Annotated in this window: 16 protein-coding genes; 5 read left to right on the forward strand and 11 right to left on the reverse strand. The window is 62.5% G+C overall.

What is annotated here, in order from left to right:
* Window positions 1-56 precede the first annotated feature (56 nt).
* The 3 genes from H4W29_RS03595 to H4W29_RS03605 all read right to left on the reverse strand — a co-directional run bounded on the left by H4W29_RS03595 (window position 57) and on the right by H4W29_RS03605 (window position 3,918).
* On the reverse strand, window positions 57-1,463 hold the full coding sequence (locus tag H4W29_RS03595; protein WP_192727702.1) for a sensor histidine kinase: 1,407 nt from the start codon (window positions 1,461-1,463) through the stop codon (window positions 57-59).
* A complete protein-coding gene (locus H4W29_RS03600) occupies window positions 1,460-2,206 on the reverse strand; it encodes a response regulator transcription factor (protein WP_029616368.1) in 747 nt (248 codons plus the stop codon). The genes H4W29_RS03595 and H4W29_RS03600 overlap by 4 nt, the downstream gene beginning before the upstream one ends.
* A gap of 152 nt (window positions 2,207-2,358) precedes the next feature.
* The gene (locus tag H4W29_RS03605) at window positions 2,359-3,918 is read right to left on the reverse strand and encodes a Do family serine endopeptidase (RefSeq protein ID WP_192727703.1); all 1,560 of its coding nucleotides are present in this window, start codon (window positions 3,916-3,918) and stop codon (window positions 2,359-2,361) included.
* Window positions 3,919-4,160: 242 nt separating this feature from the next.
* On the opposite strand from H4W29_RS03605, the gene H4W29_RS03610 reads away from it, so the two are divergent.
* From H4W29_RS03610 to H4W29_RS03625, 4 genes are read left to right on the forward strand one after another with little or no spacing between them, the layout of a single operon-like run.
* Complete coding sequence (locus H4W29_RS03610) at window positions 4,161-4,508, forward strand: ArsR/SmtB family transcription factor (protein WP_192727704.1); 348 nt, start codon at window positions 4,161-4,163, stop codon at window positions 4,506-4,508.
* Between the two features lie 41 nt (window positions 4,509-4,549).
* Window positions 4,550-5,026 (forward strand): SRPBCC family protein, encoded by a 477-nt coding sequence (locus H4W29_RS03615; RefSeq protein WP_192727705.1) that lies wholly within the window; start codon window positions 4,550-4,552, stop codon window positions 5,024-5,026.
* Between the two features lie 5 nt (window positions 5,027-5,031).
* On the forward strand, window positions 5,032-5,448 hold the full coding sequence (locus tag H4W29_RS03620; protein WP_192727706.1) for a VOC family protein: 417 nt from the start codon (window positions 5,032-5,034) through the stop codon (window positions 5,446-5,448).
* The gene (locus H4W29_RS03625; RefSeq protein WP_192727707.1) at window positions 5,445-5,834 is read left to right on the forward strand and encodes a DoxX family protein; all 390 of its coding nucleotides are present in this window, start codon (window positions 5,445-5,447) and stop codon (window positions 5,832-5,834) included. The genes H4W29_RS03620 and H4W29_RS03625 overlap by 4 nt, the downstream gene beginning before the upstream one ends.
* A gap of 43 nt (window positions 5,835-5,877) precedes the next feature.
* Here H4W29_RS03625 and H4W29_RS03630 read toward each other — a convergent pair whose 3' ends face one another.
* From H4W29_RS03630 to H4W29_RS03665, 8 genes are all read right to left on the reverse strand, one after another.
* Complete coding sequence (locus H4W29_RS03630) at window positions 5,878-6,339, reverse strand: cytochrome c-type biogenesis protein (protein WP_192727708.1); 462 nt, start codon at window positions 6,337-6,339, stop codon at window positions 5,878-5,880.
* A 179-nt stretch (window positions 6,340-6,518) separates the two neighbouring features.
* The gene (locus tag H4W29_RS03635) at window positions 6,519-8,522 is read right to left on the reverse strand and encodes a heme lyase CcmF/NrfE family subunit (RefSeq protein ID WP_192727709.1); all 2,004 of its coding nucleotides are present in this window, start codon (window positions 8,520-8,522) and stop codon (window positions 6,519-6,521) included.
* Window positions 8,519-9,031, reverse strand: coding sequence for a cytochrome c maturation protein CcmE (gene ccmE, locus H4W29_RS03640; RefSeq protein WP_192727710.1), 513 nt, complete (start codon window positions 9,029-9,031; stop codon window positions 8,519-8,521). The genes H4W29_RS03635 and ccmE overlap by 4 nt, the downstream gene beginning before the upstream one ends.
* Complete coding sequence (gene ccmI, locus H4W29_RS03645; protein ID WP_192727711.1) at window positions 9,028-10,182, reverse strand: c-type cytochrome biogenesis protein CcmI; 1,155 nt, start codon at window positions 10,180-10,182, stop codon at window positions 9,028-9,030. The genes ccmE and ccmI overlap by 4 nt, the downstream gene beginning before the upstream one ends.
* A 99-nt stretch (window positions 10,183-10,281) precedes the next feature.
* Window positions 10,282-10,707, reverse strand: coding sequence for an RT0821/Lpp0805 family surface protein (locus tag H4W29_RS03650; RefSeq protein WP_192727712.1), 426 nt, complete (start codon window positions 10,705-10,707; stop codon window positions 10,282-10,284).
* A 121-nt stretch (window positions 10,708-10,828) separates the two neighbouring features.
* Window positions 10,829-12,232, reverse strand: a complete 1,404-nt coding sequence (locus H4W29_RS03655; RefSeq protein WP_192727713.1) for an ATP-binding protein — start codon at window positions 12,230-12,232, stop codon at window positions 10,829-10,831.
* Window positions 12,222-12,893, reverse strand: a complete 672-nt coding sequence (locus tag H4W29_RS03660; RefSeq protein WP_007818507.1) for a response regulator transcription factor — start codon at window positions 12,891-12,893, stop codon at window positions 12,222-12,224. Before H4W29_RS03660 ends, H4W29_RS03655 begins: the two co-directional genes overlap by 11 nt.
* A gap of 54 nt (window positions 12,894-12,947) precedes the next feature.
* A complete protein-coding gene (locus tag H4W29_RS03665; protein ID WP_113324137.1) occupies window positions 12,948-13,196 on the reverse strand; it encodes a hypothetical protein in 249 nt (82 codons plus the stop codon).
* A gap of 274 nt (window positions 13,197-13,470) precedes the next feature.
* On the opposite strand from H4W29_RS03665, the gene H4W29_RS03670 reads away from it, so the two are divergent.
* Window positions 13,471-14,685 (forward strand): MFS transporter, encoded by a 1,215-nt coding sequence (locus H4W29_RS03670; protein ID WP_192727714.1) that lies wholly within the window; start codon window positions 13,471-13,473, stop codon window positions 14,683-14,685.
* Window positions 14,686-14,804: the final 119 nt, after the last annotated feature.

A 14,804-nucleotide genomic window follows, 5' to 3' on the forward strand; every position in this document is an offset into this window, starting at 1 on the left:
CGACTTTAAACTAGGGTGTCGAAACGAAAGCGCCAATATGAAAATGATCAGGAAAATCAGGCTGCCTTAGCGGGGAAAACCATACTGACGGTGAGGCCGGGGCGTTCGGTATGGCCGGGCTCGGTGTCGGACAGTTCCAGCGTGCCGCCATGAAGCTCCATGATTGCTTCGACCAGCGAGAGGCCAAGGCCGGTGCCCGGCTTGGAGCGGCTTTCATCCAGGCGCACGAAGCGCTTCACTACGTCCTCGCGCCGGTCGGGCGGGACGCCCGGGCCGTGGTCGGCGACCGATAGGCAGACGCCGTCGGGGCAGCGGCCGAGCTTCACCGAGACGGAGCCTGCTCCTTCGGTATCGGCGGAATATTTGATTGCGTTATCGAGCAGATTGAAAATCGCCTGGCCGATCAGTTCGCGATTGCCCTGGATCTCGATGCCGGATTCGATCTCGGAGGTCAGCGCCATACCTGCCTCGTCGGCGACGGGCTCATAGAGCTCGGCGCTGTCGGTGACGATGGCTGACAGTTCGATCGGCGACATTTCGGCGGCGACGGAACCGGCTTCCACGCGGGAAATCATCAAAAGCGCATTGAAGGTGCGGATGAGCTGGTCGGATTCGGAGATGATGCCCTCCAGCGCGCTGCGGCGCACCCCGCCGTCCTCGATGTCGAGCGCGTCGGCGGCCTTGTTGCGCAGGCGCGTCAGCGGCGTCTTCAGGTCATGGGCTATATTGTCGGAGACCTGCCGCAAGCCCTCGTTCAGCTTCTCGATGCGTTCCAGCATGTTGTTCAGCGAAACGGAAAGTCGGTCGAATTCGTCGCCCGAGCCGGCGACCGGCAGGCGCTGCGAGAGATCGCCGGCCATGATCTTCTTGCCGGCATCCGACATGCGGTCGATGCGTTTCAGCGCGTTGCGGCCGATGCCGAACCAGATGATGATGGCGCCGAGACCCATGATGGCGAGCGCGATCATCAGCGCCTGGCGCACCAGCACGCGGAAGCGTTCCGGCTCGCCTAGGTCGCGGCCGATCAGCACCCGCAGGCCGTTATCGAGAACGAAGATGTTGGCAATCGCCGTATGCCGCACCACACCGCTATCGGTATAGCGCTGATACATGAAGGGCACCGAGGTCCAGCCCTGCTCCTCGAAGACGCCCGGCTGCACGGAGGCGACGTTGCCGGCGAGGATATCGCCCGAGGGGCCTGCAATGAGATAGAGATTGGCGCCCGGCTGACGGGCGCGGCGCTCCATCGTGCGCAGAAGCAGGTTCATGCCGCCGGCATCATAGGCGCGCTGGACCTGAGTCACCTCCTGGGCGACCGCATCGCGGATCTGGCCGGTCAGCAGCCGCTCGGACATCGCCGTCACATAGAAGACGAGCGTCGCGGCGCAGATGGCAAAGAGCAGGATATAAAGTGCCGAAAGGCGGACTGCAGTGGACTTGAAGAGAACCCGGAAACGGCTCATCCCTCATCCTTGATCATGTACCCCGCACCTCGGATCGTCTTCAACAGCGGCTGGCTGAAGTCTTTCTCGATCTTGGAGCGCAGGCGCGAGACATGCACGTCGATGACATTGGTCTGCGGATCGAAGTGGTAATCCCAGACATTCTCCAGCAGCATGGTGCGGGTCACCACCTGGCCGGCATTCTTCATGAGATATTCCAGCAGGCGGAATTCGCGCGGCTGCAGCGGGATTTCCTTGCCGCCGCGGCGGACCTCATGGGAAAGGCGGTCGAGTTCGAGATCGCCGACACGATAGACGACATCCTGATCCGGCGTGCCCTTGCGGCGGCCGAGCACTTCGACGCGGGCAAGCAACTCGCTGAAAGCATAGGGCTTCGGCAGATAATCGTCGCCGCCGGCGCGCAGGCCGGTGACGCGGTCGTCGACCTGGCCGAGAGCAGAAAGAATAAGAACGGGCGTGTGGATACCCTTGCGGCGCAACTCGCTGATGACGGAGAGACCATCGCGGCGTGGCAGCATGCGGTCGATGACAATGACGTCGTAGGTATTTTCCGATCCCATGAAGAGACCGCTTTCGCCGTCGCTTGCATGGTCGGCGACGATCCCCGCCTCACGAAAGGCTTTCGTGAGATAAACCGCCGCTTCGAGATCGTCTTCGATGATGAGAATCTTCATGCGGCCGACATTACCCGCCGGTTGCTTTTCGGCAAGGCTCAAAGCGTCTTCCTGTTGGGGGGAGGTCATTGCGGGCGTCCTTCGTAATTGAAGAATTTGGCATAATTGAAGAATTCGGCAGACTTGAAGAATTTGGCAGCTATGAAGAATTCGGCAGACTTGAGGGTTGGAGCCGCGCGGCATTTGCGCCTGCGCGGCTCCGGTCTTCCAAGGCTAGAAGATCAGCCCTGGCCATTGATAGGAAGGGCGACGAAGCGGCTGCCGTCCTTCGACTGGATCTGGAACAGCGCGCGGGTGCGGCCGTCCTTCTTGGCCTGGTTGATGACGCGGACGACATCGTCGGCGCTGGAGACTTCCTGGTTGTTGACCGAAGTGATCGTCTCGCCTTCCTTGATGCCCTTGTCGGCAGCATCCGAATTCGGATCTATGCCGGTGATGGCGAGGCCCTTGCCGTCATCCGACGGACCGACCGTCAGGCCGAGATCGGCAAGCGCCTTCTCGGAAGCCGGCGGCTGGGCCTGCTCCTGCTGGTCGTTGTCGTCACCAGCGGAAGCCTGCTGATCGGCCGGCAGCGTGCCGAGCTCGACGGTTACGGACTGGGCCTTGCCGGAACGCCATACCGAAAGTTCGACCTTGCTGCCCGGCGTCATCGCACCGATGCGGCGGCTGAGATCGCGGGCATCCTTGACCGGCTCGCCGTTGACGGCGGTGACGACGTCACCCGTCTTCATGCCGGCCTTCTGGCCGGGCGTGCCTTCCTGAGCGGAGACGACAAGAGCGCCGCTTGCTTCGGAAAGACCGAGAGAGTCGGCGATATCCTTGGTGACCGGCTGGATCTGCACGCCGAGGTAACCGCGCGAAACCGTACCGTCCTTCATCAGGTCCGCGACGACGTCCTTGGCGGTGGAGGCCGGGATTGCGAAGGCGATGCCGACGCTGCCGCCCGACGGCGAGAAGATCGCGGTGTTGATGCCGACGACCTGGCCATTGAGGTTGAAGGTCGGGCCACCCGAGTTACCGCGGTTCACGGCCGCATCGACCTGCAGGTAATCGTCATAGGGGCCGGAGCCGATATCGCGGCCGCGGGCCGAAACGATGCCGGCCGTGACCGTGCCGCCGAGACCGAAGGGGTTGCCAACGGCAACGACCCAGTCACCGACGCGGACCTTGTTGTCATCGGCCCAGTTCACGTAGGTGAACTTGCGGCCTTTGCCATCGACCTTCAGCACGGCGAGGTCGGTGCGCGGGTCCTTGCCGATCAGCTTGGCATCGAGCTCGGTGCCGTCGTTCATGACAGCGACGAAGGCGGAGCCATCGGAAACGACGTGGTTGTTGGTGACGATATAGCCGTCTTCGCTAATGAAGAAGCCCGACCCTTGAGCGACCGGACGCAGACGGCCCGGGCCGCCCGGCTGGCCGAAGCGGCGCTGCTGGTTCTGGCCCTGGTGGCCCTGTTCGCCGAACTGACGGAAGAATGGCTTCAGGGCGTCGGGCAGATCGTCAAAGCCGCGGCCGTTGAAATCGAAGGAGAAGCCGTCGCCATCATCGGAGGCCGGCTTGATGCGGCTTTCGACACGGACGGAAACGACAGCCGGAGAAACGGCGTCAACGACATTTGCAAAGCTCGGAACCGAGGGGGACTGGACATTGACAGCCTCGGCATAGGAACGGGATATCTCGACAGGGATACCGGTTGCGAGCACGGCGGCTGCCAGACCTGCAACGGTGGATGCCTGAAGCACCGTTTTAAGGGACGGACGTCCGCGGAAATTTTTCAGCATAAGAGCTCCTTCACTTTTTTTCAGACCCTCGTTCCGGCGGTGCCGGACCAGTGATGGACCGAGATATAGGACGCCGCACCTTACTACGAACTGTCCAGCCCATGAAAAATTCGTAATGTACCAATATTCTTTTGGTTGCATGCCGAAGGGCGAGATTAATTCACCAGACCGTATTTAACCGATCGGTTGACAATCGAGATCGCGCCCTGTATTTAACCATATAGTTACATACGAGGCCCATCATGCAGACCGACACTCTGAGCGCAGCTTTCGCAGCCCTCGCAGACCCCACGCGCCGGGCGATCATCGCGCGGCTGGCCGAAGGCGAGGCTACGGTCAATGAACTCGCCGCTCCCTTCGACATGAGCCTTCCGGCGGTTTCGAAACATCTGAAGGTGCTGGAAAAGGCGGGGCTCATCAGCCGCGGCAAGGAGGCGCAATGGCGGCCGGCCAGGCTCGAACCGATGGCGATGAAGAGTATTGCCGACTGGCTGGAGCAATACCGGCGCTTCTGGGAATCGAGCTTCGACCGGCTGGATGGCTATCTTCAAAAGATCCAGAGAGCGGACGACAGCGGCCCCCGCAATTGACCGTCGACCCCCACATTTTTCAATCACGATAGGGGAATATCATGGCCGATCAGCTATCGCGCCCCACATTGCATATGCAGCGGACATTCAATGCACCGCGTGGCCTCTTATGGGCCGCCTGGACCCGGCCGGAAATGGTCGTCGCGTGGCTCGGCCCTGTCGAATGGCCGGCGGTGAGCGTTGTGCAGGATCTGCGCGTCGGCGGCGCATACAGGGCATGCCTGAAGAATACGGGGGATGGCAGCCTGCTGTGGCAGAGCGGCGTCTACAGGGAAATCGAGGAGCCGTCGCGTCTCTCCTTCACCTTCCAGTGGGAGGGATCGCATGAGGATGGCGAACCGGTCGTGACACTCGTGACCGTCGTCTTCGAGGAACTGGCCGACGGCCGCACGCGGATGGATTTCATCCATGCGGACCTGAAATCCGAAGAGAGCCTTGCCGGACACAGACATGGCTGGGAGAGCACCTTCGGCAGGCTGGAAAGCTGGATTGCAACTCAGGGAAATCAAAGGGAGTGAGGACCATGAAACTCGTAACGAATCTCGTCTTCAAAGGCGAATGCCGGCAGGCCTTCGAATTCTACGCCAAAGTGCTCGGCGGTAAGCTGAACGGCATGTTCACATTCGCAGAAGCGCCCGGCGACATGCCCATCGATCCGTCCTACAAGGACAAGATCATGCATGCCTGGCTCGATGTCGGCGACCAGTCCCTGATGGGCTGCGACGCCCCTCCCGGATATCAGGAGGACATGGGCGGCTTCAGCGCCACCTATCACAGCGAGGATGCGGCGGAAACGAAGCGCGTCTTCGAGGCGCTCTCGGAAGGCGGTAAAGTGACCATGCCCTTCAACGCGACCTTTTGGTCGCCGGGCTTCGGCATGTTTACCGATCGCTTCGGCACGCCCTGGATGGTCAATACTATTCCTAGGGATCAGCGATGAACGATAAGGCCATGATCTGGACCGGTCGCGTACTGACCGGGCTTTTCGCGCTCTTCATGCTCGGCGCATCAATCGCCCCCAAGCTTCTGGGACTGCCGATCGCCGAGGAAACGATGACCCAACTCGGATGGCCTAATGGATATGTGCTGATGATCGGCCTGATCGAGCTGACCTGCCTCGTGCTCTACCTCATCCCGCAAACGAGCGTTTTCGGTGCGGTGCTGATGATGGGGCTGCTCGGGGGTGCCATGGCGACGCAGATCCGGGCCGGAAGTCCGCTCTTCAGTCACATCCTGTTCAGCATCTATCTCGGGCTGTTCATGTGGGGTGGGTTGTGGCTGCGCGATCCCACCGTGCGGGCGCTCTTTCCGTATCGGAAGGCTTGAGGATCAACCATTCCGCCGTCGTTTGTCGCGGCGGAATGGCTCCTTATTTTTCCAGCAGCTCGGCGAGCCTTGCCTTCTCATCTTCCGTGAGTTTGCTGCCGGTGGGTTTGCCGGCCCGCTTGCGGGCGAAGACGATGAGCGCGATGCCGCCTGCGAGGATCAGCAGCACGGGCGCACCCCAGAGCAGCAGCGTTCTGACACTGAAGCGCGGCTTCAGCAGCACGAACTCGCCGTAGCGCGAGACGATGTAGTTCAGCACCTCATCGTCGCTGTCGCCGTCGGTGATGCGCTCGCGCACCAGCAGGCGCAGGTCCTTGGCGAGGTCGGCATTGGAATCGTCGATCGACTGGTTCTGACAGACCATGCAGCGCAGTTCCGCCGACAGTGTACGCGCCCGGGCTTCCAGCGCCGGGTCGGAGAGCATTTCGTCCGGATTGACGGCGAAGGCGGGGAGCGGCGCGAAGATAACGAACAGGATTATAAGGAGCCGAGGCAGAAGCCGCACTCCCCTTCTCCCCTCGGGGAGAAGGTGCCCGGCAGGGCGGATGAGGGGGCCACGCTCCGCAGCAGCGGCCACCTTTCGCTTGCGCTCAAGCTCCTCGCGGCTGCGCCACTCGGCCCCCTCATCTGCCCTTCGGGCATCTTCTCCCCGCTGGGGCGAAGGGGGAGAAAAGTGCGCGCCCATCATTCCGCCGGCTCCATGGCGGGTGCTGCCGGCTTGGCTGGCTTTGCCTTCGCCTTCCTGCTCGGGGCACCGACACGCAGGCGGCGGTCGGTCAGCGAGACGAAGCCGCCGAAAGCCATGATCAGCGTCCCGCCCCAGATGCAGAGGATGAAGGGTTTCCACCAGATGCGCACGACGATGCCGCCGTCATGGGTGGCATCGCCAAGCGACACATAGAGCTGGCTGAGGCCGAAGGTCAGGATGCCGGCTTCGGTCGTCGGCATCTGCCGGGCGGTATAGAGCCGCTTGGCCGACCAGACATCGGCAACCTCTGCGCCGCCGCGGCGGATCGAGAAGTGGCCGCGGTCCTCGGTATAGTTCGGGCCGGTTGCCGGCTGCATGCCGTCGAAGAGGATGCTGTAACCGCCGGCATCCGTCGACTGGCCCTGCTTCATCTCGACCACATGCTCGCTCTGGAACGTGGTGACGGCAACGATGCCGAGCACGGTCACGCCAAGCCCGGCATGGGCAAGTGCGGTGCCGAAGGCCGAGCGCGGCAGGCCGGTCAGCCGGCGCCAGGCGATATCGACCTTCACCTTGCCGATGCCGGCGCGATACCAGAGATCGGCCGCCGCGCCCAGGATCAGGAACAGGCCGGCGGCAAGGCCGAGCACGGCCATGACCGGGCCGCCATGCTGGAGATAGAAGAAGATCAGGGCCGCGACGAAAGCGAGAGCGGCCACGACATAGAGCCGCTGCATTGCGCCGAGCAGATCGCCGCGCTTCCAGGCGAGCAGCGGCCCGAAGGGCACGACGATCAGGAGCGGCGCCATCAGCAGGCCGAAGGTCAGGTTGAAGAAGGGCGGGCCGACGGAGATCTTGTCGCCGGTCAAGGTTTCCAGGACCAGCGGATAGAGCGTGCCTGTCAGAACCGTGCCGCAGGCAACCGTCAGGATCAGGTTGTTGACGACGAGCGCGCCCTCACGCGAGATCGGCGCAAACAGCCCGCCGGCCGAGAGCAGCGGCGCACGGAAGGCAAAGAGCGACAGCGCTCCGCCGATGAAGATCAGGAGAATGCAGAGAATGAAGACGCCGCGGCTCGGGTCGCTGGCGAAAGCATGGACCGAGGTCAGGACACCGGAGCGCACCAGGAAGGTGCCCATCAGCGACAGCGAGAAGGTGAGGATGGCAAGCAGCACCGTCCAGATCTTCAGCGCCTCGCGCTTTTCCATGACGAGCGCCGAGTGCAAGAGTGCCGTGCCGGCCAGCCAGGGCATGAAGGAGGCGTTCTCCACCGGATCCCAGAACCACCAGCCGCCCCAGCCGAGCTCGTAATAGGCCCAGTAGGAACCCATGGCGATGCCAAGTGTCAGGAAGGTCCAGGCTGCGAGCGTCCAGGGCCGCACCCAGCGCGCCCAGGCGGCATCGATGCGGCCGTCGAGAAGGGCGGCAACGGCAAAGGAGAAGCAGACCGAGAAGCCGACATAACCGAGGTAGAGCAGCGGCGGATGGATGGCGAGGCCGATATCCTGCAGCACCGGGTTCAGGTCGCGGCCCTCGGCAGGGGCCGGATCGAGGCGGACGAAGGGATTGGAGGTCAACAGGATGAAGAGGATGAAGGCGACCGAGATCCAGGCCTGGACGGAGAGCACATTGGCCTTCAGCGTATCGGGCAGATTGCGGCCGAAGATCGCGACCAAGGCGCTGAACAGCGCAAGGATCAGCAGCCAGAGCATCATCGATCCCTCGTGATTGCCCCAGACGCCGGAATATTTGTAGATCAGCGGCACCAGTGAATGCGAATTCTCCCAGACGTTCTGCACCGAGAAGTCGGAAACGACATGGGCATAGGTGAGCACGCCGAAGGAGAAGGCGACGAGGGCAAAGAGCAGGATGGAGCCCAAGGGCGCCACATCCATCATCGCCTGATCGCCGCGCCTTGCACCGATCACCGGTACGAGCGACAGGACGATCGCGGTTGCGAGCGCCAGAACCAGCGCATAGTGGCCGATCTCGATGATCATGGCGTCGCCTTCGTTTCCTCAGCCTTGGTTTCCTGGGCTCTGGCTTGCTGACCTTGCGGTGCTGCTCCCTTGCCCTCTTCCCAGAGGCCCTGAGCCTTCAGCCTGTCGGCCACGTCCTTCGGCATATAGGTCTCGTCATGCTTGGCAAGCACGGTATCGGCGGTGAAGACGTTGCTGCCCGTCTCGAAACTTCCTTCGGTCACCACCCCCTGCCCTTCGCGAAACAGGTCAGGCAATATGCCCTGGTAGCGGACATTGACGATCTGACCGCTCGGATCGGTCACCGCAAAGCGCACCACCGAACCCTCACCGCGCAGGACGCTGCCCTCGCCGACGAGGCCGCCGAGGCGGATGCGGGTGCCCGGTGCGACCGGGTTGCTGACGAGATCGCCCGGCATATAGAAATAGGCAACCGACTGGCTGAAGGCGAACATCACGAGCAGCACCGCGACAAGGATGAAGCTCATGCCGCCGGCAATCACCGCCAGGCGTTTCTGCTTGCGCGTCATTCAACCGATCCTTCCGTGGCGATGCCGAGTTCTTTTGCCAAAGCCAAAAGCTGCCTGCCCTGCTCACCCGATGCCGGGAAGGCGGCAAGCCCGCGCTTCAAGGCATCCGCCGCACGATCCTTGTCGTTCAATACGGCGTAAGAGCGGACGAGACGCATCCAGCCCTCGAAATTATCAGGGTCGGCCGACAGTTTGGCATCCAGGCTTTCCACCATGCCCCGGATCATTTGCTGGCGGTCGCCGCTGCTCATCGTCTCGGCCGTCGCCACATCCTGCTCGGTCGGGCCGCCCAGAGCGGGCGGCTGTGCGGCAGGCTCGGCAGCAGGCGCAACCGCCGTGCCGCCGTTTTTGGCGATATGCTCGTTGACCAGCGCCAGCCAGGGCGCATCGGCCGGCGATTGTTTCGCCAACGCCTCGAAGGCGGTGCGCGCCTGATCCGGTTGGCCCGCCTGCTCAAGGCTCAGCGCAATGTAGAAGCGTGCACGCGGGTTGTTCGGCTCGAGCGCCAACGACTGCTCCAGCACCTTGCGCGCATCTTCCGTCACCACACCTTCGGCGGTCGCCATCAGCGTCTCAGCAAGACCATCGAGGCGCGCGGGGCTTGGGCCAAGCAGGCGGATGGCGTTGCGATAGGCGGTCTCGGCATCGGAAATGCGCATGGTGCTGAAATAGATCGGCGCCAGCACATCCCAGCCCTTGCCGTCGTCAGGGTTCTGCGCCAGATGCCGCTCCGCCTTGGCGACGAGAACGGCCATGTCATTGCCGGGGTTGGCAAGCCGTGCCTCCAGCGGCTGGGACGGCAGGCCAGGGCTGCCGGTATTCATGTAAAGACAGAGGCCGATGACCGGCAGGAGCAGCACGATGAAGGCTTCGGTCAGGCGGTGATGCCTTGCGGGCTTGCGGGCTTCGGCCGTAACGGTGCTGGAAACGGCGATCAGCCGGCGGCCGATCTCGGCGCGGGCGTAATCGGCCTCGTCAGCGCTAATCAGGCCGCCCGAGAGATCCCTGTCGAGTTCGCGCAACTGGTCGCGATAGACGGCAGCCTCGCCGGCGCGCGTATCCTCGGCCGCCTTCGCTCCACGCAAAAGAGGGTAAAGCAGAATGGCGGCAACGGCCGCCGTCAGGACAGCCACGAGAATCCAGAACAGCATATTGGCCCAATTACTTGAAGCGCGCGCTCATTCCAACTGCCAATGCCGGAATGACGAAGATTTGAGGCTTTTGGCCGCAAGGATAACGGGAAAGCGAGCTCAGCCGAGCGGCGACCAGGTGCCGTTTTCATTGCGACAGGCCGCACCGCGCGCCAGCGTATCCTTGCCATCGACCGTGACGGTGTGGGTGTACTGGCGGCAGTTCTGCGAACCGACCTGATAGGGGGCGGCTGCCACGACGCTGCCCTTAGCATCACTGCCAGTCCAGGTGACCGGCTGGCCGACGGCGGCCCCTTCCAGCGCGCGGTATTCGGCTTCCAGCGCCCGCTGCTTGTCGCTGTCATCGAGTTCTACGCCGGTGCGCGCGACGATGCCACCCTGCAAGGCAGAGATGAAAGCAGCCGAAGCCGGTGGCTTGCCGCCAAAAAGACCACGTGTTGTGGCTCCCTTCGTCGTCGTGCAGCCAGAGAGCGCAACGGCGACGAGAAGGGAAGAAACGATCATGCCTTGCGAACGTAGAGTCATTGCAATCGAACCACGATCAGGGGTGTCAAAAAGAGCCGATCGAAGTGCAGCGTCCCCGTGTCAGCATTAAGGCAAAGCATGCTATACATTTGCCAGTATCTTTGTGACATCAAGCAGTTGCTCATGCAACATCCTTTGTCACACCTGGCAGGATAAGCTTGGCTTTCAGTCCGCCCCACTCCCCGCGCGTGAGTTCCAGGCGGCCCTGGTACTCGTTGGAAATTTCGGTGACGATCGAGAGGCCAAGGCCGGTTCCGGGCTTGCTCTCATCCAGCCGCCGGCCGCGCTTCAGCGCTTCGCGGATCTGGTCAGGCTCCAGGCCCGGCCCGTCATCCTCCACGGCAAGCTCCACCCAATGTTTTCTGGCGCTGGCTTCCGTTCCCTTCACGTCATCGCCGGCTTCGACCGCCGAGAGGCGCACCTTGCTCTTGGCAAAACGCGCGGCGTTTTCCAGGAGGTTACCGACCGTCTCCTCGAGATCCTGCTGCTCCATGGCGACGGCCAGATGCGGCGGCTGGACGATCAACTCGAATTCGGTCTCGACATTCAGGCGGCGCATGACGCGCACCAGCCGCTCCAGCGCCGGTTCGGCATCGGTACGCGCAAGCACGGATTCGCGCTGGGCGGCAATACGGGCGCGGTTGAGATAGGATTGCACCTGCCCCTGCATGGCCTCGGCCTGATTGCGCACGAGATCGCCATGCGACCGCTCCAGCACACGCGCCTCGTTGAGCAGCACGGCGATCGGCGTTTTCAGGGAATGGGCGAGATTGCCGACCTGCATGCGGGCCCGCTCGACGATGCGGCGGTTGCTGTCGATCAGTGCATTGACCTCATTGGCAAGCGGCAGAATTTCGCGGGGGAAATCGCCCTTCAACTGCTCGCTTTCGCCGGCGCGGATGCGCTCCAATGCGGCGCGCGCCTTATCCAGCGGCTTGAGGCCGTAGAGAATGGCGAGCGCATTGACGATGAGACTGCCGACGCCGAAGCCGGCGAGCGCCAGGTAGAGTCGGTGGGAGAAGTTGCGGACGTCCTCTTCAACGACATCGACATTGCCGGTCACGCGGAAACGGGCGGCGCGGCCGTCAGTGTCGAGCACCACTTCGGTTTCAGCCACCTGCACGCGGTTCCCGGAGGCATCCGTCACCTGATAATAACGCTCGTAGTTCTTGTCGAAGGGCGCTTCCACGACCGACAGCACGGGAATGGTCGCTGACCCCAGCGACGGCGAGACGAGCGGCGCGGTCGTATAGGTGCCGAGCGGTTCGACCACCCAGTACCAGCCGGTCTTCGGCTGGGCGAAGCGCAGGTCGCCGAGTTGCGGGCTGCCCGACAGGGCGCCCTGATCGCCGATCGTCACGGAATTGATGACATTATAGAGCTGCGCACGCAGCAGGTCCTGAAAGCCGCGCTCGGCGCTGCGTCTGTAGAGTGTCGAAATCAACAGGCCGATCACCACCAGCGCCACCGTCGACCAGACCGTGGTCAGAAGCAGGACGCGTGCGGTGAGCGACTTAATTCGCATTGGTCGGCGCTTGAATACGGTAGCCGAGACCGCGCACCGTTTCGATCAGATCGACGCCCATCTTCTTGCGCAGGCGGCCGACGAAGACCTCGATCGTATTGGAATCGCGGTCGAAATCCTGATCGTACATATGTTCGACCAGTTCCGTGCGCGACACTACCTCGCCCATGTGATGCATGAGATAGGCAAGCAGCCGGTACTCATGCGAGGTGAGCTTCAGTGCCACGCCATTGACGATCGCCTTGGAGGTCTTGGTATCGAGCCGCACCGGGCCGCAGACGATTTCCGAGGAGGCATGGCCGGCCGCGCGGCGGATCAGCGCGCGGATGCGGGCGAGCACTTCCTCGACATGGAAAGGCTTGGTCACATAGTCGTCGGCGCCCGCATCGATGCCGGCCACCTTGTCGCTCCAGCGGTCACGGGCGGTCAGGATGAGCACCGGCACGGTGCGGCCGGCGCCGCGCCATTTTTCCAGAACGGTCACGCCGTCCAGTTCGGGCAGGCCGATATCAAGAATGATGGCGTCATAGGGTTCGGTATCGCCGAGGAAATGGCCTTCCTCGCCATCGAACGCCTGATCGACGACATAACCCGCCTCTTTCAGCGTGTCGCTTAGCTGCCGGTTCAGATTGACGTCATCTTCGACTACCAGAATGCGCATCGTTTCGCCTTCATCCGCTGCAAATCACTGATGTCATGAATAAGCCGATTCCGCCTACATCGGAACCTTTACCGTCACCTTGCGCGGACGCTGGCCATTGCCCTGAACGAGAACGGTGATGATGCAGGCATTGCCCACCGGCTGCACGGAAAGAAGCTGGCCGCCCGTCTCTTCCACGACCTGCTGGGCTGCGGCGCTGCAATCGCCCGCCACACGCAGGACAAGCGTGTGCGTATCGTCCGGTGAGGGCGCCGAAACCGCCAGGCCGGCGGCCAATGCTGCGACGCTCAGAGGAGAGGCCATGTGCTGTGCTTTCAATGTAATGCCAACGTGCCTCAAATATGTACTCACGCGACCTGAATGGCAAATGAATGCACGATAACGCAGGTTTTTTAGAACAATTCTCGACTATTACGCGAAATATATCTGATTTCTGAATGATGCCGCTAACACCTTCTGCCACTGCGTAAATCCCGACACAAGGCAAATCTGTACTGGATTTGTTCGATCAAGCCTTTCACCATCTGGTTGAAACTGCTATCGCTCGGTCGCCTTCATCCATTCCATTTCCGAATCCATGCAAAAATCACTTTCGCTTCGTACGGCGCAGACGGTTGGCGTGCTCGCCGTCACCCAGCTTATCGGCTGGGGCACGACTTTCGATATGCTCGGCGTCATGGGCCGCGTCATCGCGCCATCGCTCGGGCTGCCGAATGAGGTGATCTTTGCCGGTCTGACGGTGATGATGGTCATCAGTGCCCTTGCCGGTCCGGCCACCGGGCGCTGGCTCGGCCGCTATGGTGCCGCCAAAGTGCTGGCCGCCTCGTCGCTCACCTTTGCGATCGGCCTGCTGCTGCTTGCCGCGGCCACCAGTATCGCCGTCTATGGCCTTGCCTGGGTCGTCATCGGGCTTGGCGGCGCGCTCGGCCTCTCGGCGCCGTGCTATACCGCCGTTGTCGAACGCGAGGGTGCGAACGGCAAACGCGTCATTGCCATCCTGATGCTGTTCACGGGCCTATCGGCCACCATCTTCTGGCCGATCCTGACGCTGCTCAACGAGAGTTTCGGCTGGCGCGTCACCTTCGTCGTCAGCGCCTGTCTGCAATTCTTCGTCTGCCTGCCGCTGCATCTCTTCGCCCTGCCGAAGCCGGTTGCAAGCCACACACAGGGCGCTGCCGCCGAAACGCCGCCCGTGGAGCTGACGCCTGCCGACCGGCGCAAGGCTTTCCTGCTGATTGCCATCTCGACGACGCTCGGCACGTTCATAACCTTCGGTGTATCGCCCTCCCTGCTCGAAATCTTCCGCCAGTCCGGCGCATCGTCAGCCCTCGCGCTGCAACTCGGCTCGGCCCGCGGCGTCATCGGCATTTCGGCGCGCGCGCTCGACATGCTGCTCGGCAAGCGCGGCAATCCGATCCTGACATCGGTCATGGGCGTCAGCCTGATGCTGTTCAGTTTCCTGATGCTTTTCATCGTGCCGCCATCGACGCCGTTGCTCGTCACCTTCGTGCTGCTCTACGGTTTCGGCTCCGGCGTGCTGGCAGTCGCCCGCGCGCTGCTGCCGCTCGCCCTCTTCTCGGCCAAGGAATATGGGCTGCAGGCGGCGCGCCTGTCGATGCCGCAGAACCTTGCCAATGCCGTCGCACCCGTCATCTTCACCGCTATTCTTGATCGCGCCGGCGCCGGTCCGACGATCATCACCTGCGCGGTGCTTGCGGCCATCGCATTGGTCTTCGTGCTGATGTTGATGGCATTGGTGCGCAGCGCAAGGCCGGGCGTACAGCCGGCCTGACCCGCGGCGACAAAACTGAGAACCAGTACCGTGCCTGCGGCAGAGGAGGCTCCTGTCATACAGCATCAGGAACTGCCAAGCCGTTAAGCTTCTGAATCATTTACGGCTTTTTTCTCAAG

The organism is Rhizobium viscosum, assembly GCF_014873945.1.
GTDB lineage: Bacteria > Pseudomonadota > Alphaproteobacteria > Rhizobiales > Rhizobiaceae > Rhizobium > Rhizobium viscosum.

Coding starts and splice junctions, on each gene's coding strand:
- H4W29_RS03595 (WP_192727702.1), bottom strand. CDS start 1,463: ATGAGCCGTTTCCGGGTTCTCTTCAAGTCCACTGCAGTCCGCCTTTCG.
- H4W29_RS03600 (WP_029616368.1), bottom strand. CDS start 2,206: ATGACCTCCCCCCAACAGGAAGACGCTTTGAGCCTTGCCGAAAAGCAA.
- H4W29_RS03605 (WP_192727703.1), bottom strand. CDS start 3,918: ATGCTGAAAAATTTCCGCGGACGTCCGTCCCTTAAAACGGTGCTTCAG.
- H4W29_RS03610 (WP_192727704.1), top strand. CDS start 4,161: ATGCAGACCGACACTCTGAGCGCAGCTTTCGCAGCCCTCGCAGACCCC.
- H4W29_RS03615 (WP_192727705.1), top strand. CDS start 4,550: ATGGCCGATCAGCTATCGCGCCCCACATTGCATATGCAGCGGACATTC.
- H4W29_RS03620 (WP_192727706.1), top strand. CDS start 5,032: ATGAAACTCGTAACGAATCTCGTCTTCAAAGGCGAATGCCGGCAGGCC.
- H4W29_RS03625 (WP_192727707.1), top strand. CDS start 5,445: ATGAACGATAAGGCCATGATCTGGACCGGTCGCGTACTGACCGGGCTT.
- H4W29_RS03635 (WP_192727709.1), bottom strand. CDS start 8,522: ATGATCATCGAGATCGGCCACTATGCGCTGGTTCTGGCGCTCGCAACC.
- ccmE (WP_192727710.1), bottom strand. CDS start 9,031: ATGACGCGCAAGCAGAAACGCCTGGCGGTGATTGCCGGCGGCATGAGC.
- ccmI (WP_192727711.1), bottom strand. CDS start 10,182: ATGCTGTTCTGGATTCTCGTGGCTGTCCTGACGGCGGCCGTTGCCGCC.
- H4W29_RS03650 (WP_192727712.1), bottom strand. CDS start 10,707: ATGACTCTACGTTCGCAAGGCATGATCGTTTCTTCCCTTCTCGTCGCC.
- H4W29_RS03655 (WP_192727713.1), bottom strand. CDS start 12,232: ATGCGAATTAAGTCGCTCACCGCACGCGTCCTGCTTCTGACCACGGTC.
- H4W29_RS03660 (WP_007818507.1), bottom strand. CDS start 12,893: ATGCGCATTCTGGTAGTCGAAGATGACGTCAATCTGAACCGGCAGCTA.
- H4W29_RS03665 (WP_113324137.1), bottom strand. CDS start 13,196: ATGGCCTCTCCTCTGAGCGTCGCAGCATTGGCCGCCGGCCTGGCGGTT.
- H4W29_RS03670 (WP_192727714.1), top strand. CDS start 13,471: ATGCAAAAATCACTTTCGCTTCGTACGGCGCAGACGGTTGGCGTGCTC.